This window comes from Streptococcus sp. 2018WUSS126, assembly GCF_044427425.1.
GTDB lineage: Bacteria > Bacillota > Bacilli > Lactobacillales > Streptococcaceae > Streptococcus > Streptococcus hashimotonensis.
Window position 1 is genome coordinate 1 of sequence record NZ_JAOTGB010000026.1, and the last position, 20,322, is coordinate 20,322.

Below are 20,322 nucleotides of genomic sequence, written 5' to 3' on the forward strand. Positions count from 1 at the left end.
GCCAGTAACTTTAGTGTACTCTTTTTTTCAACATTTTCAACCCTAAAAATTCCTTGAATCTGCAGCTTTAGGCAAAAACAGAACTTAGTCTGAGACTAAATTCTGTTGGTGTTATGCAGTTTTCTCAAAGTAACTTCTGGAAGGACGGGAACTAGAACTTACTTTGAGAATTTACCACCATTTTATCGGCAGCCAATTTCGCATTTGTCCCAGCCTCCAGATAACGAACAGTATACGATAATGGTTTCAACTCCCACTTAGCAGTTAATTTGACATCTTTGGTTACTTGGTCACTCCAACTATAGAGCTTACCATCTTCTGTATACCAACCAAGGAAATTATAATGCTCCCTCGTTGGATCGGCAGGGGCCTTAGCGTATTTGTATTTTTCAACACTTTGATCGGCAGGGGCGGTTCCATTACCACCGTTGATATCAAAAGTAACCTTAAATTTTGGAGCAATCCACTTAGCATAGAGAACTAAGTTATTGGCAGGCATTTTATTAAAGTTATACTTCTCTGTCAATAACGAATCTGTATACCAACCACCCCATGTATAGTCTGGGTCAACATTGTTTGGTCGTTCTGGTATGTAATTATGAGTAGAATCATCAATACTACGCTCGAACGGAATCCTATCAATTGTCCTTAACCGACTACCATTAAAGTAATAATCTATCTTGTAATTTGTTCTGTTATAGTAAAAGCGATATACATAGGGATTCCATCTTGTTTGAGACGCTTGATAACCAGGAGGGGTATAATTCCCCTGATAAGTATATCCAAAGATTTCCTTAGCTGTCAGTCCACCTGTCCGAATAAAGGACTGGCTGTATTTATTCGACAGGACATAAAGATTTGGATCATCAGCTGATTGTAGCCAATACTCAACAGAGGCTCTTGTCCCAGAATTTATCCAAACTGCCGTTTGAAAGATTAGATTATTTTCACTTGCTAAGTTCAATAGATCAGGTGTTACCTCGAACCGCTTAGTTTTAGAACGTGACTCCCTCCAGTAATCAAAAAAGTAATTTCCATACTCATCATAAACTTCTTCTGAAGAAGAGGACCAAAGACTAGAAATATCTTGTCCTAAAACTACATTCGGGATAGTGTAATTCGAAAGATTATAGGTCACATTGTTAATTCTGATACGGCCCGTATTCCAATAAGCAGGTCCGTTCAAGTTGAACACAAAGGTGTATCTCTTTAACTTATAGTAAACCGGCAAAATTGAACTGCCATCTGCTGCTATCTCAACAGTTGAGGTAGCATTTTCAATAGCATCTACTTCATGATAAGGCAGATTAGTGGGAATAGTCGGTGCATTTGTTGCAGAAACAGTCATACCTACTTTTGCCGTAGCTTCTTTGGCACTATCGTAAACCCACTTAATAGTTCCCGTAACATTATCATATTGTTGCTTATAATAAACAACTGTATAAGCAACTGAATTCGGTGTCCACTTCGCATACAAAGTTGTATCTTTCTTTAAAGTGAGGGAATTCGTAATCTTGCTACCAGTCAGGTCAGGATTATCATACCAACCTTCAAATGTATATCCTTCTTTAGTTGGGATAGTTGTCGAAATCTTAATCCGGCTATCATACAGACCAGATTGTTGTGAAACATTACTCCCACCATTGGAATTATAAGAAAGTGTAAAGTTTTTTCGAGTATAATAAACATACATTTTTTGACCACTAGCACTATCGATTTTTTTAGTATCAACGCGCTCAAAGTCAGCATAACTGTATGTTAAGATTTGTGGCGTAACAGTTGAACCTAGAACTCCACGAGTAGGAACTGTCTGAATATCAGAATATCCTGAACCAGTCAGATTCTTAAGTTTATAAACAACTTCATACTCAGCATTATATGGAACAAACTTGACACGTTCAGAAATGCGATTATCATCTACTCCATCTGCTAAGTCTAGTTCTTCTAACTTATCTCCAGTGAACTCAAGAATGGGTTTTTCAGGGTAGTAAATAGCCACTGCTGGTAAGGAGGAGTCCTCTTTATTGCTCACCTCCGTAGAAGCAGGTGGCGTCAGTTGATACGGAGTATCACTAACTTCCAGCTGAACAGTTTCCTTATCAATCGTAATATCTTGGTTTTTAGAAACATTGTGGTAGAAGTATGTAACGTCAATAGTATAAATATTGATATTATTAAATACCGCTTCAGCAGTCAGATCGCCGGTAATCACCGTATTTTCATCAATCCGCTCACCAGTAGCTTTATTAATCCAATGCGAAAATACATAACCGTTTTTAAAAGGTGCTTCTGGCAAACTACCGAGTGTCGTCCCTACAGTCTTATCAATCAAGCTCGTAATGACTTGTTCTTGACCCGCTGTGTCAATATAGGTAAACTTGACAGTATAATAATTTGCTAATACATCACCATAAACAGAAAAATGGCTAGCGTCAAAACTAATCTCGGAAATTTGTTGCTCATTTTCCTTCGTTTCAGCCTCTAGAACCTCTATCTGGCTATTCTCTTCAAAGTGGACAATTTTCAGCTTACTATCATCAGGTCGTCGAACCAATTCCTTGTTTATAATCTTAATCTTCACAGGGGCTGCCGGCTCGACCTCTTGCCCCCGAAAAGAAAAATGAATATCAAAGAATCGTGCATATACCAAGTTTTTAACCCCAAGATTCTCCTTCGTTTTCTCATAATGTGCTTGGTATTCTTCTGATTGGCTATCCAATTCTCTAACAATCAACTCAACGCCTTTTGGAAATTGAGCAGTAGCATCAAATTCCGCAGTCAATTCATAATCATGAGAACTATAAACCATTGTAGTTGGTTCGGTAATCCGTTCTTGGTCAAAAATATTCTTACTACTCTCATCTGCAGATACTGATACCGGTGAATCAACTTGAGTAGAAGCTTCCGTTTGATGTGGTTCGACAACAGCTTTTATCCCAGCTTCAGTGTTCGTTTCTAATATACTACTACTGTCTGATGGTAACTGTTCCAAGCCAGTATTTATACCAGAAGTTTGATTCACCTTATCTTGGTCCAGTGTCAGAGCTGGTAAAATCAATGCATACGTTGTTACAAATACAACCACAACAGCTACAAAATTAACAAATTTTCTATATTTTTTCTGCCATAAAGATAATCTTTTAAACTTAAAATTATTTTGCATGTTCCTCCCCCTAGATTGCTTTAAGTATCTAACTTTAAGTTCATCATTTTTAATCAATTACTCCCATCTCTGTCAAAGGCCATACTCTAAAAACCAATTTACCAACAATCTGTTCATTAGAGACTGTACCAATAGCGTTGTTTCGCGAATCAATGGACTCTTTCCGGTTATCTCCCATGACAAAGATTCGATTTTCCGGTACCTGATAGGGAAACTCAATATCTGTATGACCATAATCCCTATTTGCCAAATATGGCTCGTCCAATCTTTGATTATTGACATAAACATTCCCTTGTTTATCCATATCCACCCAATCCCCAGCTTCAGCGATGACGCGCTTGACCAGAATATTGTTATTGTAATAAAAAGCAACAACATCACTGCTTTCAAAATCATTGCTCTTTACTGATACAACGATGTCCCCACTATTCAGGGTTCCTTTCATTGAATCTCCGTATATTCTCAAAATAGGCAAAAATAATACAGCGATTAGTATTGCAAATGCTGCAACTACTACCAACATAAACACTGTACTTTTCACTGTCCTCCAAAATGTATGTCTATATCTTTCATGCTGATATAGCTCTTTTAATTCTGAAGTTTTTGGAAGTTCCTTTCCCCTGAGGTTTGAACTATTCATGAACATCACCAATTTTGTTTTTCACATTATAGAGATATAGATCAGCAGCTTTTTGCGCTTCTTCAAAAATATTAGTCAGTCTCATTGAGGCTTCCGCTATGGAGCCAGATTGACTAATCATAATTCTTCTATCAGCCAACTCTGTTTTAATCTTCTCAAGTTGATTTCTCAAGCAATCAATCTCTTCACTTTGAGCCAACATAATCTCATATAACTCAATTCGCTTTAATTTCCGAAGATCTTTTACATCCATCTGCGTTTCCTCTCTTTTACTAAAATATTATACAATTAAATTAAGTCACAACTTAATAACAATACTTGGTATTTTACTATAGTTTCCATTTATTGTCTAGTAATATGAGTTTTCTAAAGGAAAACTGTTAGCAATATTTTATAAAACGAATCCCTCTAATTTAGGTGTTAATGGCTAATATAGTTATTTAATTTGTCTTTAATTACTTTAATGTATGGTTGTCTTTCCCGCTTCCGTCAATTATAGAGATCAGCTTCGGACTGTAAAACGCAAATTGCTAAGATGTTGACAAAAGTTGACGGCGGCAGCTCATTGCCTTGTATGGTCGAATGAATTAGCTTTCAGACAAGGAACCGAGGTGCAGGTAGCTAGAACAGCCTAGAGGCTGTTCTAGGTTGAAAATAAGACTTGTGAAACAAGTCACTTTCGTAGAGTACGGCAAGCCGAAAGTGGCGATGTATCAGAGTTAATTTAAATGACCGTACTAAGAACTTGCTATTTTGGGGATTTCATTGAGTATTAAAATTTATCTACATAAAAACACCTTGAAAATGCGCTTGTCATTTATTATAAATAACGAGAGCTTCTTCAAGATGTATCACAGAATATAATTTCTTTAGCTAATAGATTGCCACTACTGTCCAAAAAGCTGGATAAAATTCCTTAGTAATATCGTATTACGGTATTCAAAAATCAAAGACTCTGCTAAAATTTTGTATCGTCATTTAATTGATAAATATCCCGCATCGCCCAAAAACCAATCAGAATCATTAGTAGACCAACCCAAATTTCCTTTGGAAATTGCATGATTCTTAAAAATCCAAGTACCAAGGCAATCGCTAATGCTACCAGTAAAAATACTGCCGCAATCAAATTCATAGTCCCCTTAATATTGCGAGGTGCAATAAAAATATAAAAAAGTACTAACATGATGGCAAGGATTAAATAAAACATGCTTCTTCTCCTAGAAATTATTCCTCAGTCGCTAATTTTTTCTTCTTCGCAGCCTTATCACGCTCTGCCTTGTTCAAGATTTGCTTACGAAGACGGATAGACTCAGGCGTTACTTCCATGTATTCATCATCGTTCAAGAATTCTAGTGATTCTTCAAGAGTCAAGATACGTGGTGTCTTAATTACAGACGTTTGGTCTTTGGTAGCTGAACGAACGTTGGTCATTTGTTTTGCAGTTGTGATGTTAACTGTCAAGTCATTGTCACGTGAGTTTTCACCGATAATCATTCCTTCGTACACTTCAGTACCTGGGTTTACAAAGATGGTACCACGCTCTTCAATACGCATGATAGAGTATGTCGTTGCCTTACCTTGGTCGATAGAGACAAGGGCACCACGGTGACGACCACCGATTTCACCAGGAACAACTGGTAGATACTGATCGAAAGTATGGTTCATGATACCATAACCACGAGTCATTGAAAGGAATTCTGTTGAATAACCAATCAAACCACGCGCAGGTACAAGGAAAACAAGACGAGTTTGACCATTACCTGTTGAAACCATATCCAACATATCACCCTTACGCTCAGAAAGGGATTGGATAACAGAACCTTGGTATTCTTCTGGAGTATCGATTTGCACGCGCTCGAATGGCTCCATTTTCACGCCGTCGATTTCCTTGATGATAACTTCTGGACGTGATACTTGAAGCTCATAGCCTTCACGACGCATGGTTTCAATCAAGATAGACAAGTGCAATTCACCACGACCTGAAACAGTCCATTTATCTGGAGAGTCAGTAGGGTCAACACGGAGAGAAACGTCCGTTTGCAACTCAGCCAAAAGGCGCTCTTCAATCTTACGAGATGTCACCCATTTACCTTCACGACCTGCAAATGGTGAGTTGTTCACCAAGAAAGTCATTTGAAGAGTTGGCTCATCGATACGAAGAACTGGAAGTGCCTCAACTGCATCTGTCGGAGTCACAGTTTCACCAACGAAGATGTCTTCCATACCAGAAACGGCAATCAAGTCACCAGCTTTTGCTTCTTGGATTTCTTTACGCTCAAGACCGAAGAAACCAAAGAGTTTTGTAACGCGGAAGTTTTTCGTTGTGCCATCTAGTTTAGAAAGGGTAACTTGGTCACCAACTTTAACAGTACCACGGAAGACACGACCGATACCGATACGACCTACGAAGTCGTTATAGTCCAAAAGGGATACTTGGAACTGCAAAGGCTCATCTGAGTTATCCACTGGTGCAGGGATATGCTCGATGATGGTATCGAAAATTGGTGCCATTGTTTCTTCTTGGTCTGCTGGATTGTCAGACAAAGATGAAGTACCGTTGATAGCTGATGCGTAAACCACGGGGAACTCCAACTGGTCATCATCTGCACCCAATTCGATGAAGAGTTCAAGCACTTCATCTACAACTTCTTCTGGACGAGCAGATGGTTTGTCAATCTTGTTAACAACGACGATTGGTGTCAAGTTTTGCTCAAGGGCTTTTTTCAATACGAAACGAGTCTGTGGCATAGTCCCTTCGTAAGCATCCACGACAAGCACAACACCGTCAACCATTTTCATGATACGCTCAACCTCACCACCGAAGTCCGCGTGTCCTGGTGTGTCCATGATGTTGATACGAGTACCGTTATAAGCTACGGCAGTATTTTTTGCAAGGATGGTGATACCACGCTCTTTTTCAAGGTCGTTAGAGTCCATTGCACGCTCATCAAGGTTTGTGCGCTCATCAAGCGTTTGGGATTGTTTCAATAATTCATCAACGAGGGTTGTTTTTCCGTGGTCAACGTGGGCAATAATGGCTACGTTACGGATGTCTTCTCTAAGTTTTGTCATAATATCCTCTGTATATTTTAATTTAACTAAAAAAGTATATCATAGATTGGCGTAAAAATCACAGATAATCTTGTTGTAAATGTTTTCAGATAGTAAATTCCCAAAGTAAATTCTAGTCTATCTTAAAAACTGGAAACTAGAATGAGACAAAGAAATAAGGTAGAACTTACTATGGGACAAGTTGGTAATCGACAATGAAAAACAAACACTTAACTCTCTCTGATCGCAACGATATTCAAATAGGAATTGAACAACTTAAGCCCTTCTCGGCTATCGCTACTAAGCTAGGAAAAGACCCGTCCACAATCTCAAAAGAAGTTCGGAGAAATAGGCTGATAAAAGAGAACTCTAGTACCTCCAATTGTGAGACCTGCCCTCTGCTCAAAAAGGCTCCCTACGTTTGTAATGCCTGTCCGAAAAAGAGAATCAATTGTGGATACCAGAAACAGTTCTACTACGCAAAAAGAGCTCAGCTTGATTATGAAGCTAAGCTCTCAGATTCGAGAACAGGTGTTGCCCTAAACAAAGAAGAATTCTATCGTATGGACGAGATTATCTCTTTTGCCATCCAAAAGGGACAACACCTCAACCACATCATCGCCTCCAACGAACTGTTGGCATCAAGAGCTTCTATCTACCGATACCTTGAAAAAGGCTATCTGTCCACAAAGCCCATTGATTTCCCCCGTGTCGTGAAATTCAGAAAACGGAGAACCAGAAACCTCCAACCCATTCCTAAAACTGCCAAAGAAGGACGGTCTTACGAGGACTTCCAACGCTTTCTCACAAAAGAAGGCATCAGCTATTGGCTAGAAATGGACACCGTTACTGGTCGGATCGGCGGAAAGGTACTTCTCACCTTCAACCTCTCCTTCTGTAACTTTATTTTCGCTCGATTACTGGATAATAAAACAGCTAATGAGGTCGCTAAACACCTCTACGCTATCAAGAATGACCTACATCAGAAAGAGATTGACTTCTGCGAACTATTCCCTGTAATTCTGACCGACAATGGTGGTGAATTCGCTAGAGTAGACGATATCGAAATGGATGTTCGTGGAGAATCTAAGCTATTCTTCTGTGACCCTAATCGTTCTGACCAGAAGGGGAGAATCGAGAAGAATAACACACTTATCAGAGACATTCTTCCTAAGGGAACTAGTTTTGACAACTTGATACAGGATGACATCAACCTAGTTTGTTCGCATGTCAACAGTGTCAAACGAGCTGCTTTCAACGGAAAATCCGCTTATGAACTCTTTACATTTACCTACGGTGAGGAATTGGCAACACTTTTGGGAATCTCTAAAATTGACCCTGAGAACGTCATCCAATCACCTCGATTATTAGATAAATAATCGCTAGTTTTTATCAAAAAATAATTTCAAAATAGAAAGGAACTTGTCCCATCCAAAATTCCAGATAGCTAGAACTTACTTTGAGACGTCTCAGAGCCAGTAACTTTAGTGTACCCTTTTTTTCAACATTTTCAAGCCTAAAACTCACTATTATCAACATTTTTAGTCAAAAACAGAACTTAGTCTGAGACTAAATTCTGTTGGCGTTATGCAGTTTTCTCAGAGTAACTTCTGGAAGGACGGAAACTAGAACTTACTTTGAGAATTTACCGATTGAAAGCAGAAGAAAAGAGATTGAAGCCAATCTCTTATAAAATGTTCTCAAAATTATCGCGCACTTCTTGTGGCCAAACACTGGACTGCACTTCACCAATATGTTTCTTACGAAGCAAGAACATGGCCAAACGGGATTGACCGATACCGCCACCAATCGAAAGCGGGAAGAGACCATTCAAAAGGGCACGATGCCAATCAAATTCCAAACGGTCCTCGTCGCCTGTAATGGCAACCTGGCGCTTAAGCGCTTCTTCATCCACACGAATCCCCATTGAGGATAATTCGAAGGCTGAACCAAGTGCTTCGTTCCAAACCAAGATGTCTCCATTGAGTCCTTTGTAGCCTGCTTCTGATGGGCTTGTCCAGTCATCATAGTCTGGGGCACGTCCATCATGTGGTTTACCATCTGCAAGTTCTCCACCAATACCGATTAGGAAGACCGCGCCGTATTCTTTGGCAACCACATTCTCACGCTCTTTTGGTGTCAAGTCTGGGAAGTTCTTAACCAAATCCTCCGTGTGGATAAAGGTGATTTTCTTAGGCAAAACAGACTCAATGTCATAACGAGCTTCAACTGCCAATTCAGTCAGACGGATAGCCTTGTAAATCTGCTCCACTGTTTCTTTCAAGTAAGCTAAATTCCGACGGCCATCAGGAATAACCTTCTCCCAGTCCCATTGATCCACATACACCGAGTGAATGGGATCCAAGGAATCCTCGTCAGGACGAAGAGCCTTCATGTGAACAAAGAGCCCTTCTCCCTCATTAAAACCGAATCGAGCCAAGGTATGACGCTTCCACTTAGCAAGTGAGTGAACCACTTCATAGGTCGCATCTGGAATCAACTTCACATTAACAGTAACCGCATTCTCCACACCGGATAAATTATCCTGCATACCATCCCCGACACGACTCAAAATCGGTCCTTGCACTTCTACGATTTCTAGCTTGTCTTTCAAATACTGTGTAAATGTATTTTTGACGAAAGAAATCTCCTCTTGCTGATGAATGAAGCTTTTCTTCATACCTTACCTCCTTAAATTTATACACCTTATTATACTCTTTTTTACCTACTTGTAAAGTCTTTTTATTAAATATTCTGATAATTTAATGGAGGTTTTTCACTTCGGATGTCAGTACTTCTATCACCCCCTCTGTCAAGCGTCTCGGACCACGCACCGCCCTGACTCCCAAATCCATCATGCGCGCTCTCGGCAAAACATCATCGGAAAACTGAGCGAGCAATTCGACCTGCATCAGTTTCTTTTCTGTCGGAATGTCTGATTCTCCATGATTTTCCAAGTTCGCTCCTAAGACACGACAAACATAACGAATGGCCTGTACTGGTGCCGTCACATAGATGGCTACGAAGTCCCCAGCTTGAATGGTTGATTTTTGCGACCAATAGACTACCTTATTTTCCGCAAACTCAGTATCAATATCATAGACCTTTGGATTGGCTGGAATAACCCAATAATCAGGCCCTTGATCCGCCTTGTAGGATTTTGGTCCTACCAGATAACGGCTCTTCTCAAGGAGGGACAAAATTGCTTCATCTTCCACAGCATTATCGAGCAAGACCGACACCCAGGTCTTCTTTGACATGTGGTAAGCAGGATAGATGCCCGACTGACTCAGCAGCTCTGCTATTTCCCGACCATCGACCTTGAGATTGACGATTTCCACCTGCTCCTGCGACCCACTCCCGTCCAACTTATCTCTCGGAATCTGACTGACCAAAGCGTACCACTTGTTATTGGCAGGGTGGCGAAAGGCCCCATAGGTCGGCAACTTGGCAAAGGGATAGCCAGGCAGGTCCCCCCACTTCTCCTTGATGAGCTGGGCTATGCGGTTGCTTTGGTCTTTGGAAAATGGCAGAGCGATACAACAACCCTCCTCTACTCGATCCAAAATGGACTGATAAGCCTCACGCACCTGCCCCACAAAAGCTCCAGCTGGCGCAGTCACCAGATGGGCGGTATAGACCTCCTCCATCTCACAATCCCAGACATAGGACGACAGCTGACCAGCCTCATCAACCTCCACCACCGCCTCAAACTGCCCCTCCATGAACACCTCACGGTAGGTGTAACGATTGTTGGAGAGGATGAAACCAAAAGGGAGGAGGGAGGGGAGGTGGACCTTTAGTTTGCTATTTATATTTGTCATTTTTTTCCTTTTCTACTAACCCAGCCAATCGCATCTGCTGGTGGATTTTCCGTATCAATCCAGATGAATTCGATACCGATTTCACCATTTTTGAATTTGGTTAATCGAATACCATTTATTTCCAGAGATTCTAATTTTTTCCCTGTCAGTACCTCACGCTCAGCTAGTTGGAAAACACCTCTTAACAACCACTCTCCAAGAATATCTTGTTTGTTAACCGACTGAATAGCCTTACCTGATTCTTGGTTGATATAGGCTTGGATGGCATCGCCTGAAGATAGAAAGCGGAGTGCAAGACAATAGACTCGCTCATTTCCATAAAACCAAAGCACCCTCAGTCAGGCCGTTCACTATTCCGTATCAGGAAGCTTTACAACATCTTCTAATTGATAAAGAAATTTACCAAGATAACTATTATAGGAGGAATTAAAGTACAAATGGTTTGAAAGTAATTCACCACTCTGCTTTTATAGGAAGCTTGATATTTCCGCTCTAAACCAGCTAGCCTATAAACAAAAATACTTAACGAGAAGAAAATACTCAAAATAACAATAATATAAATTATAATTGCTATAGCAATGTTCAATTTATCTAGTACATTATTGTTCAAAAATGCTAAAGCAAAAATATAGGAAATAATATTTATAAAAAAGCCAATAATAGATGATTTTTTATATTTTTGAATGATATACTTGGAAAATATTAAAATTGAATATGAGCAAAGCATAGCAAAAGAATTATTAATAGTTTTATTTAAAGCCATCATCAAAACATTTGCTAATAAACTGAATTCCCGATTTCTTAAACTTTCAAACAGAGAAGGAATTGTTGCATTATTTGTTTCTAGAACCATATAAGTATTGAATCCAAACAATATTAATATAAAGATAGTTGACAAATTATATAATATTTTGGCTAAAAATTTCAAATTCTCAAGTCTTTCCTCATTAAATTTATCAATTTCTTTCTTTTGTACTGTATTTATATTTTGAGAATTATTTATTACGATATTCCCATTTTGCACATTTACATCTTTTAAATCAATTTGAGAATTATTGGTATTACGGTAGTTATTTACAATATTCTCCACTGCTTTTTTGTCCGCCAAGTCTTTACAAATCTGATAAACAAAAGACAGCACTGGTATACCATATGTGATAAATACAATTAATATGTTCATAATATTTTTCATTTGTCTCCTAACATTCTTTTTATCTCATAAAAACTATATAAAATTATATTCTGTAACTTACCCCACCAACTTCTTCATCTCTTCAATCCGTCCTACTGTCGCATCATATTTTGCTTGGTAGTCGGCTTGTTTTTCTTTTTCTTTTTCAACGACTTCTGGTTTGGCGTTGGCGATGAAGCGTTCGTTGCTGAGTTTTTTGCCGACCATGTCTAGTTCTTTTTGCCATTTGGCGAGTTCTTTGTCTAGACGAGCCAACTCTTCTTCAACATTGAGGAGGTCGGCGAGTGGCAAGAAGATTTCAGCACCGGTGATAACAGCTGACATGGCTAATTCTGGTGCAGCAATGCTTGAGCTTATTTCCAGATGTTCTGGATTTGTAAAGCGGCGGATGTAGTTTTCATTTGCCTTGAAGAAGGTTTCAAGCTCGCTATCTGCCGTCTTAATCAAAATGGTAATCGGCTTAGATGGCGCAACATTCACTTCTGCTCTGCTATTTCTCACCGAACGAATCAAATCCTTGAGGCTTTCCACTCCCTTGTGAGCTCCAGCATTGTCAAAGGCTGGGTTGACCACAGGATAAGCTGCCACCACGATAGAACCCTCTGCGTACTGGGCGAAGATCTCTTCCGTCACAAACGGCATGATTGGGTGGAGCAGGCGAAGGATTTGGTCCAGCGTGTAGAGAAGGACTGAGCGGGTCATGACTTTCTCAGCCTCGTTGTCGCTGTAGAGCACTTCCTTGGTCAGCTCGACATACCAGTTGGCGAACTCTTCCCAGATGAAGTTGTAGAGGATGTGACCAGCCACACCAAACTCGAACTTGTCGAAGTTTTCAGTGACCTTGGAAATAGTTTCGTTGAGGTTGTGGAGAATCCAGCGATCCGTCACGTTACCAGCCTCACCAGCTGCAACTTTGGCGACATTTTCACGCGCCGCATCCAAGGTCAGTCCCTCATTGTTCATGAGGATATAGCGGGAAATGTTCCAAATCTTGTTGATGAAGTTCCAAGACGCGTCCATTTTCTCATAAGAGAAGCGAACATCTTGACCAGGGGCAGAGCCGTTTGACAAGAACCAACGCAAAGCGTCCGCACCGTATTTCTCAATGACATCCATCGGATCAATCCCGTTTCCAAGTGACTTAGACATCTTGCGACCTTCTTCGTCACGGATCAAACCGTGGATTAGCACGTTCTTGAATGGCTGACGGCCTGTAAACTCAAGCGATTGGAAAATCATCCGCGACACCCAGAAGAAGATGATGTCGTAGCCTGTTACCAAGGTTGAAGTTGGGAAGTAACGCTGGAAGTCCGCCGCATTTTCGTCAGGCCAGCCCATAGTTGAGAATGGCCAAAGGGCAGAGCTGAACCAGGTGTCTAGGACATCCTCATCCTGTACCCAACCGTCACCTGTTGGAGCCTCTTCTCCGACGTACATTTCGCCAGATTCGTTATACCATGCTGGAATCTGATGACCCCACCAAAGCTGACGAGAGATAACCCAGTCGTGTACATTTTCCATCCATTGTAGGAAGGTATCGTTGAAGCGTGGTGGGTAAAATTCTACCTTGTCAGCTGTGTCTTGGTTGGCAATGGCATTCTTAGCCAGTTGGTCCATTTTAACAAACCACTGGGTTGACAAGCGTGGCTCAACTACCACACCTGTACGCTCAGAGTGTCCAACGGAATGCACACGATTTTCGATTTCCACAAGGGCGCCCAGTTCTTGCAACTTAGCAACCGTTGCCTTACGAGCTTCAAAGCGGTCCATGCCTGCAAATTCGCCTGCCAACTCGTTCATGGTACCGTCATCGTTCATAACGTTAACTTGTGGCAGATTGTGGCGTTGACCTACGAGGAAGTCATTTGGATCGTGGGCAGGTGTTATTTTCACAACCCCTGTACCGAATTCTGGGTCTGCGTGTTCATCTGCAACGATTGGAATTAACTTGTTAACGATTGGCAGGATAACATTTTTACCAATCAAGTCCTTGTAACGTGGGTCTTCTGGGTTAACTGCCACCGCAACGTCACCGAACATGGTTTCAGGACGGGTTGTCGCAACTTGAAGGGCACGAGAACCATCTTCCAACATATAATTCATGTGGTAAAAAGCACCTTCTACATCCTTGTGAATAACTTCAATATCAGAAAGGGCTGTGCGAGCTGCGGGGTCCCAGTTGATGATAAATTCGCCACGGTAGATCCAGCCTTTTTTGTAGAGTTCCACAAAGACCTTGCGAACGGCTTTCGACAAGCCTTCATCCAGCGTGAAGCGGTCACGTTGGTAGTCCAAAGACAGACCCAACTTGCCCCATTGCTCACGAATGGTCGCTGCGTACTCATCCTTCCATTCCCAGACTTTATCGAGGAATTTTTCACGACCAAGATCATAACGGGTCACGCCTTGCTCCCGCAAGCGCTCCTCAACCTTGGCCTGAGTGGCAATCCCCGCGTGGTCCATACCTGGAAGCCAGAGGGTGTCAAAGCCCTGCATCCGCTTCTGACGGATGATAATATCTTGAAGGGTGGTATCCCAAGCGTGTCCCAAGTGCAACTTACCAGTTACGTTTGGCGGCGGAATGACGATAGAATAAGGCTTAGCCTCCGCATCGCCTGACGGCTTAAAGACATCTTGGTCCAACCAAGTTTGGTAACGACCAGCCTCAACCTCGGCTGGATTGTATTTTGGTGATAATTCTTTTGACATTATTTTTTCTCCTTCAGTATTCTTTAAGAAAATTGGTTTATACTATCCTTAAGCTAGAAATAGCCCAATTCTTTTTCATATAATCTCCTAGAAATAGTCAGTCCTTTGGGCTGGCTATTTCGTTTGTTCTTGCTCAAGTTCTTCCATTTTTTGGATAATCAGTTGAGCTACGTCATTGGCAGAAAGATGGGTATTATTAATTTTATGATAATGGTCAAGTTGCTTCGGCGCAAATTCTGGATTAAAGTTTGCAAACTTCATTGTATCTAAAATATCTTTTTCAGACCACTCAATATTTCTTTTCCAAGGTTTATGTTGCAAACGATTTTCGGTCACATTTCTTCTTAAACGTTCTTGCAGCTCTGTTTCCAATTCAATAAATAGAACAGCTTGATTCCTACTGTGATAAATCTCTTGAATATTCTCTAAAAAAGAAATATCTGCTGGATCATTAAAGTCAATAACAACTGTAAAAATCAAACCCAAATCAGTTTTCGCAGAGGTTTCAAAAAACTTCATACGAATATCATTAATAAGTTCTCTCGCTTCGTCAGACATTGGAAAAAATTTTGTTACGAAATCGATTGATTCATGATTATGAAACAAAACCAAATCAGTTAATTTCTCAACTTCCTGCCCAACGGTCATCTTGCCAGAAGCTTGTGCTCCAATAATAACTAAATTCATGTTACTTCCCCCACCAACTCTATCTTAATCCCATCTGGGTCTTCCAAATAAAGGGCATAGTGTTCTGATCCTCCTGCATGTGGATAGCGGTCGTCGTAGAGCAGTTTGACTCGTCTAGTCAAAAATTCCTGCCGCCACTGGTCAATCTCATCAGGTGTGCCCACATGAAAAGCTAGATGATTGAGACCTGTACGGCACCGGTGATAACCTGCCTCTAGGAATTCCTGTGGTGTTTGGACAAAGACCAGGTATTGCTCTGCTTTTTTATAAGATAGCCCTTCCTCCCACTCCTGATAGAGCGAGTAGCCCAGCTTAGTCAGGAGAAAGTCGTAAAATGCACGCGAAGTTTCCAAGTCAGAAACGTAAATTTCAACATGATGTAACATATCTTCTCCTTTCCAAATGAAAATCCCCGCCTAGACTTGCTAGACAGGGACGAAGTTATTCCGCGGTACCACCCTTGTTCAGATAAACTATCTGCACTTTGCTTATTCGATTCACATCATCAGCAACCAGTTTTGACATTTGTGCGGATTTCTCAGTACCACCGCTTCCTGTGACAAATGGGGTTCAAAACACCTCTGATTGGCTTTATTGTAACAAATTGCACCTTGAAAAGCAAGGGATTTAAGCTTTCAACTCAATCCCTTTTTCTTTCAACTGCTTGATAGTTGCAGGACCAATGCCTTTAAGAGCCAAGAGCTCTTTTTCTGTGTGGATTGCAAAATCAGCCACAGATTGAATACCTGCTTCGTAGAAGGTTTCCAAACGTGCTGCCGCAATGCCTTCCAACTCAGGAAGTGCCAAAAAGTCTTCCAATGAAGTCGCTGAAGAAGTCACCTCTGCTACAACTTCTTTCACTTGTTCCACAGCATGTTCTACGAAAGTTTCAGCCTGATGTGCGACTGTCTCAACAGCTCCGCGAGCAGTTTCAAGACCTACACGACCTGCACGTTTCAAGTCTGCTAATTGTTTTTTCAATTGTTTTTTTCGATTTACTTTCTTTTTTCCCATTTTTCATCTCTCTCCCGTCTGATTAATAATGCCTTTGACCAAACAACTCATCTGGTAAATCATGAAAACCTTTGCCAGCATGGTAGTTGGCAAATTTCCCTTGAATGAATCGATAGGCATCCAGCTTGCTCTCATAACGAATATAAGCATCCGCTGCACGCTCATCTTTGTCTTCTTCCAAGACACGACGACTTTCTTCAACCGCCATCTCGTTTACCATGACCTGAGTGTTGACCCAAGCTTCAAATTCTTTTAAAAATTCTTGTTCTTTTGTCATTATTTTCCTCTTTCGCCTGCTTCGATTGAAACACACCGGTTTATTATACCATATTTTCTAGAAAACACAAGAAAACCCTAACTGCAACACAGTTAGAGTCCCCATTTTTTTACCAAGTAAAACGATAGGTCGTTTTAGACAGAAATTCTTCTCCTTGCTCTAACAAAATCGAACCAAATCCATCGACATTGCACGCATTCGGCAAGGCCTGACACTCTAAACTAAAGACACCGTGGTAACAGGTCAAAGCTTCAACAGGAAAATTATATGTATAAATAACGACCGCAGGCTGGTTGGTTTTGACACTGAGTCCAATTTTCCCATCTGGACTCAAAACTTCTACCGGAATATCCACCTCTTCCAATAACCATGGGTGGTCATAGCCTTTTACCAATACATTTTGAGGATATTGGCTATCAAATCCCTGAGCAAAAGGCGCAAAATCTCTAAAATCAAACGGCGTCCCTGTCACATCTTCTAAGACACCCGTTGGCAGGTTATCCTCCCCAAGCGGAGCATAGTGATTCGCAGCAATTTTAATACGGTGCTCGGCAACTGACCGTTGAAAATCACCAGTCAAGTTGAAATAGATATGGTTGGTCGGATTAAAAATCGTATCCTTATCCGATACAGCCTGGTAGTCAACTGTCAATTCATTTTTATCCGTCAAACAATAAATAGCCTTGACCCTCACATCACCAGGAAAGCCATTAAAACCATCTTTTAGGACCATAGCAAAGGTCACTTGATTTCTCTCATGGTCTAGCTCAACGTCCCAGTACTGCTCATTTGCCGTGTCAACCCCACCGTGTAGAGTCCTACCAGGTTCATTTTCTGTGAAATGGTAGCTTGTTCCCTTTATCTCAGCTTGGGCTCCTGAAATACGCCCCGCTACTGGGATAATTGTTGAACCAGGATACAAATCTGTCTTGCGGTAATCTTCATCCGACTTAGCCGCCAAACTGACATTTCGTAAACCGCCATTCTCTTCCACAGGAAGGAACACTCCCACCACTCTGGCACCAAAATCTGTCAAGGTTACCTGCATGCCATTCTTGTTTTCCAAGTAATACAGTTTTGCTTTTTCACCAAATGTTTTTACTTCAATCATTTCTTTTCCTCATAAGCCAAATGGGAGTGGGAAAGAACTCGACCAGTCTAAAAAGAGTTCGTCAACAAGTCTTTATTTCTAGTTGTTGAGCTGAAACAGTCTATCCCCAGACTGTTTCACTCCCACCCCCGCACAGCTCAAACTGTCTGAGAGACAGTTTGAGGTTGGAGATAAAGCGAACTTTGTTCGCAACAGTCGTAATGGTCAGATTGGGAGTGGGAAACACGAACAAATCTGCCAATCAACCACTGCGCTGAGATGTTGACTCGAACTCTGAGAAGCGAGGCTGGACTTTCTGCCCAGCCTCAGGATACTTAAAGCCTATCAACTATAGAACATTTTATAATTAACGAAAATCAAATCCGTCTGTAACAATCGGCTGAGTTAGCCTCACTCTCTTATTTCTAGGCTCGGGCTGAAAAACTCCACTGGAGTTACCTCGCTCTCCCGTTTCTAGGCTCAGGCTGTCTTTGGTCACTCTTTCATTTCAAGGTGACCAGTTGAAACAGTTCCCCAAACTGTTTCAACTTCCCTGACTGTCTCACTCATCGTCATCTTCATCACTTGTTAATAGGCTATTGACATGAACTAGGTTACTTGTCCCAAATTCGACATAGTCTACGGCTTCGCCAAGCAGGACGCCGTTCAAGAAGCCGATAACCATTGGCATGTTCATACCTGCATAGAGGTCAAACTGCCCACCTTCAATCAATTTTCGTGATACGACGTTGGCTGGTGTACCGCCCAACAAGTCTGCGAAGACAACAAAGTCATCTAGATTAGCAATTGTTTCTTCAAATTTTTTCTGGAAGTCTTCTGGACCTTCTTCTGGTAATAAAGCTACTGTGTAGATGTCCTCTTGAGGACCCATAATCATTTCAGTAGATTTTTTCAACTCCTCGCAGAAGATACCATGACTTACTAATACTAAACTTCTAACCATTATACCATACCAAATAGGAAGTGACCGATTGCTGACAAGCCAAGTGCAAGCACAATAATAATCAAGATAGCTTTAGTCGAAGTCATGCCACGACGACCAAGAAGCCAGAAGACAAATCCTGTAAAGATTGCAGGTACTAGACGTGGGAAGATAGTATTCAGAATGTCTTGAATATCAATCACTTTTTCTCCAATAGCTGGAGCCCAAGTTACTTCAAAGTTAATCATAGTTGCAATCAGGGCTCCCATCATGAAGACACCCATTACAGATGCTGCATCAACGAGAGCTGTCAAGCGATCGCGCATGGTTGTAATCAACTTAGTACCTTCTTTGTAGGCAACTTCCAACTGTTTCCAACGGAAAATATCATAGGCAATGGCTACTGCTACCCAAAGGAAGATACCAACTGGAGATCCCTCTTTACCCATAGTAGCAGCCACAGTCCCCATAATCGCTGGAACAAGAGAACCAAAGATTGAGTCACCAATTGGGGCAAATGGTCCCATCAAACCTGTCTTAACACCGTTAACCGCATCTTTAGAAGCCACACCGTCACTTTCTTCAAGTGCCAAGTCAATACCTGTGATGATGGTATGGAAAAATGGTGAAGTATTGAAGAACTGAGTATGCAATTTCATCATTTCCTTCAACTCAGGAGTACCATCTCCATACATTTTACGCAATTGTGGCAAAATCATGTAGAGGTAGCCAGATGCCTGCATCCGCTCATAGTTCCAACCAAGTTGGAAAGTGAACAAGCTACGTTTGTTGATTTGATTAAAATCTTCTTTTGTTAATTTGTAATTAGATTTCGTCATCTTCAATTTCCCCACTTTCTGAATTTGATGGAGCAACCACAGTTACTTTTTGGCTATTTTTGAAGTGAATCACTGAAAGGAATGCACCCACAATAGCGATACCAATCATTGACAAACCTTTGAAGTTATTGACAAAGCTTACGCCTGCATCTTCAGGAAGAGTGCCAACGATACCAGCAACTGCACCACCCAAAGCTGATACGTTACCGTAAAGAACAGTCAACATAGCTGTAAGAGCGAAACCGAATGCCAAGTAGTGAAGGTTGCGTTTAAGTGGAAGATAGTGAAGTAAGATTGCAAATCCAAGACCTGGAAGCATACGAGCTGCAAGAGTTAAGCCTGCTGCAATCCATTTGTATTCAGGCAACTCAATCGTAGTGACAAGAGTTTCTACAAGACCACCACCAAAAGCAAGGGCAAGAAAAACTGGAAGTGCACGAGAAAGTGCCCAAGGAATTGCACCAAGAAGGTAGTTGCGTTCAATACCAGCATAGTCAAAACGTTCAATTGCTGCATCTACACGATGGGCAAAGAAAGTAGTAGTGAAACGACCTAAAATATCTGTATAAACCAACAACCCTGCAACTGGTACGCCAATAGTGGAAATGGCAATTTCTGGATCTAAACCTTGTGAAATAGAGAAAGCTGTTGCAAGAACCGCACCAGATGTTGCATCAATACGTGACGCACCACCGAAAGTACCAACTCCCAAGACAACTAACTGCAAACTTGCACCAATTAGCAAGCCAACTTCCATGTTCCCCATGATTAAACCAGTGATAAACCCTGCAAAGACTGGCGAACCTGCTGACGATACAATTGTCAGCTCGTCACAAATCTGGTAAGCAGAGTAGAGCGTTAGAAGTAATATTTGCCACCATTGCATAATAGTG

The 20,322-nt window shown here is 41.2% G+C and carries 18 protein-coding genes and 1 pseudogene; 1 reads left to right on the top strand and 18 read right to left on the bottom strand.

The features are described 5' to 3' along the window. Positions 1 to 151: 151 nt before the first annotated feature. From ODU34_RS09120 to typA, 5 genes are all read right to left on the bottom strand, one after another. Entirely contained in the window at positions 152 to 3,163 is a 3,012-nt protein-coding gene (locus ODU34_RS09120; protein WP_398578471.1) for an InlB B-repeat-containing protein, read from the bottom strand. 49 nt (positions 3,164 to 3,212) lie between these two features. After that, positions 3,213 to 3,803: a signal peptidase I gene (gene lepB, locus ODU34_RS09125; protein WP_044758538.1), complete on the bottom strand. Its 591-nt coding sequence runs from the start codon at positions 3,801 to 3,803 to the stop codon at positions 3,213 to 3,215. After that, positions 3,796 to 4,056 carry a DNA repair protein gene (locus ODU34_RS09130; RefSeq protein ID WP_024412663.1) on the bottom strand — a complete coding sequence of 87 codons (261 nt, stop codon included), beginning with the start codon at positions 4,054 to 4,056 and terminating at the stop codon, positions 3,796 to 3,798. Before ODU34_RS09130 ends, lepB begins: the two co-directional genes overlap by 8 nt. Before the next feature lie 705 nt (positions 4,057 to 4,761). Then, complete coding sequence (locus ODU34_RS09135; protein ID WP_004194480.1) at positions 4,762 to 5,010, bottom strand: DUF3165 family protein; 249 nt, start codon at positions 5,008 to 5,010, stop codon at positions 4,762 to 4,764. Between the two features lie 17 nt (positions 5,011 to 5,027). Beyond that, positions 5,028 to 6,875 (bottom strand): translational GTPase TypA, encoded by a 1,848-nt coding sequence (gene typA, locus ODU34_RS09140; RefSeq protein ID WP_044758539.1) that lies wholly within the window; start codon positions 6,873 to 6,875, stop codon positions 5,028 to 5,030. A gap of 194 nt (positions 6,876 to 7,069) precedes the next feature. On the opposite strand from typA, the gene ODU34_RS09145 reads away from it, so the two are divergent. Then, entirely contained in the window at positions 7,070 to 8,233 is a 1,164-nt protein-coding gene (locus ODU34_RS09145) for an IS30 family transposase (RefSeq protein ID WP_205015017.1), read from the top strand. Between the two features lie 308 nt (positions 8,234 to 8,541). Here the strand turns inward: ODU34_RS09145 and asnA are convergent, their stop codons facing one another. The 13 genes and pseudogenes from asnA to ODU34_RS09210 all read right to left on the bottom strand — a co-directional run bounded on the left by asnA (position 8,542) and on the right by ODU34_RS09210 (position 20,318). Further along, positions 8,542 to 9,534, bottom strand: a complete 993-nt coding sequence (gene asnA / locus ODU34_RS09150) for an aspartate--ammonia ligase (protein WP_014637558.1) — start codon at positions 9,532 to 9,534, stop codon at positions 8,542 to 8,544. Between the two features lie 82 nt (positions 9,535 to 9,616). Continuing rightward, a complete protein-coding gene (locus tag ODU34_RS09155; RefSeq protein WP_105178975.1) occupies positions 9,617 to 10,678 on the bottom strand; it encodes an MmcQ/YjbR family DNA-binding protein in 1,062 nt (353 codons plus the stop codon). Further along, positions 10,675 to 10,968 (bottom strand): annotated as a pseudogene (locus ODU34_RS09160) (hypothetical protein); the annotation flags it as partial. The gene ODU34_RS09155 and the pseudogene ODU34_RS09160, both read right to left, overlap by 4 nt. Before the next feature lie 92 nt (positions 10,969 to 11,060). Beyond that, the gene (locus ODU34_RS09165) at positions 11,061 to 11,870 is read right to left on the bottom strand and encodes a hypothetical protein (protein WP_105178976.1); all 810 of its coding nucleotides are present in this window, start codon (positions 11,868 to 11,870) and stop codon (positions 11,061 to 11,063) included. 57 nt (positions 11,871 to 11,927) lie between these two features. Next, positions 11,928 to 14,579, bottom strand: a complete 2,652-nt coding sequence (locus ODU34_RS09170) for a valine--tRNA ligase (protein WP_105178977.1) — start codon at positions 14,577 to 14,579, stop codon at positions 11,928 to 11,930. Positions 14,580 to 14,693: 114 nt separating this feature from the next. Continuing rightward, a complete protein-coding gene (locus ODU34_RS09175) occupies positions 14,694 to 15,266 on the bottom strand; it encodes a shikimate kinase (RefSeq protein WP_105147819.1) in 573 nt (190 codons plus the stop codon). Further along, entirely contained in the window at positions 15,263 to 15,652 is a 390-nt protein-coding gene (locus tag ODU34_RS09180; protein ID WP_105139504.1) for a VOC family protein, read from the bottom strand. Before ODU34_RS09180 ends, ODU34_RS09175 begins: the two co-directional genes overlap by 4 nt. A gap of 241 nt (positions 15,653 to 15,893) precedes the next feature. Further along, positions 15,894 to 16,280, bottom strand: a complete 387-nt coding sequence (locus tag ODU34_RS09185; protein WP_105147822.1) for a helix-hairpin-helix domain-containing protein — start codon at positions 16,278 to 16,280, stop codon at positions 15,894 to 15,896. A gap of 22 nt (positions 16,281 to 16,302) precedes the next feature. After that, positions 16,303 to 16,557, bottom strand: a complete 255-nt coding sequence (locus ODU34_RS09190) for a DUF1912 family protein (protein WP_002943432.1) — start codon at positions 16,555 to 16,557, stop codon at positions 16,303 to 16,305. A gap of 109 nt (positions 16,558 to 16,666) precedes the next feature. Beyond that, positions 16,667 to 17,668: an aldose epimerase family protein gene (locus tag ODU34_RS09195; protein ID WP_136647402.1), complete on the bottom strand. Its 1,002-nt coding sequence runs from the start codon at positions 17,666 to 17,668 to the stop codon at positions 16,667 to 16,669. A gap of 541 nt (positions 17,669 to 18,209) precedes the next feature. Further along, positions 18,210 to 18,611 carry a PTS sugar transporter subunit IIA gene (locus ODU34_RS09200; protein WP_105121880.1) on the bottom strand — a complete coding sequence of 134 codons (402 nt, stop codon included), beginning with the start codon at positions 18,609 to 18,611 and terminating at the stop codon, positions 18,210 to 18,212. Next, positions 18,611 to 19,429 carry a PTS system mannose/fructose/sorbose family transporter subunit IID gene (locus ODU34_RS09205; protein ID WP_004194091.1) on the bottom strand — a complete coding sequence of 273 codons (819 nt, stop codon included), beginning with the start codon at positions 19,427 to 19,429 and terminating at the stop codon, positions 18,611 to 18,613. The genes ODU34_RS09200 and ODU34_RS09205 overlap by 1 nt, the downstream gene beginning before the upstream one ends. Beyond that, positions 19,416 to 20,318, bottom strand: a complete 903-nt coding sequence (locus ODU34_RS09210) for a PTS mannose/fructose/sorbose/N-acetylgalactosamine transporter subunit IIC (protein ID WP_161950505.1) — start codon at positions 20,316 to 20,318, stop codon at positions 19,416 to 19,418. The genes ODU34_RS09205 and ODU34_RS09210 overlap by 14 nt, the downstream gene beginning before the upstream one ends. Positions 20,319 to 20,322: the final 4 nt, after the last annotated feature.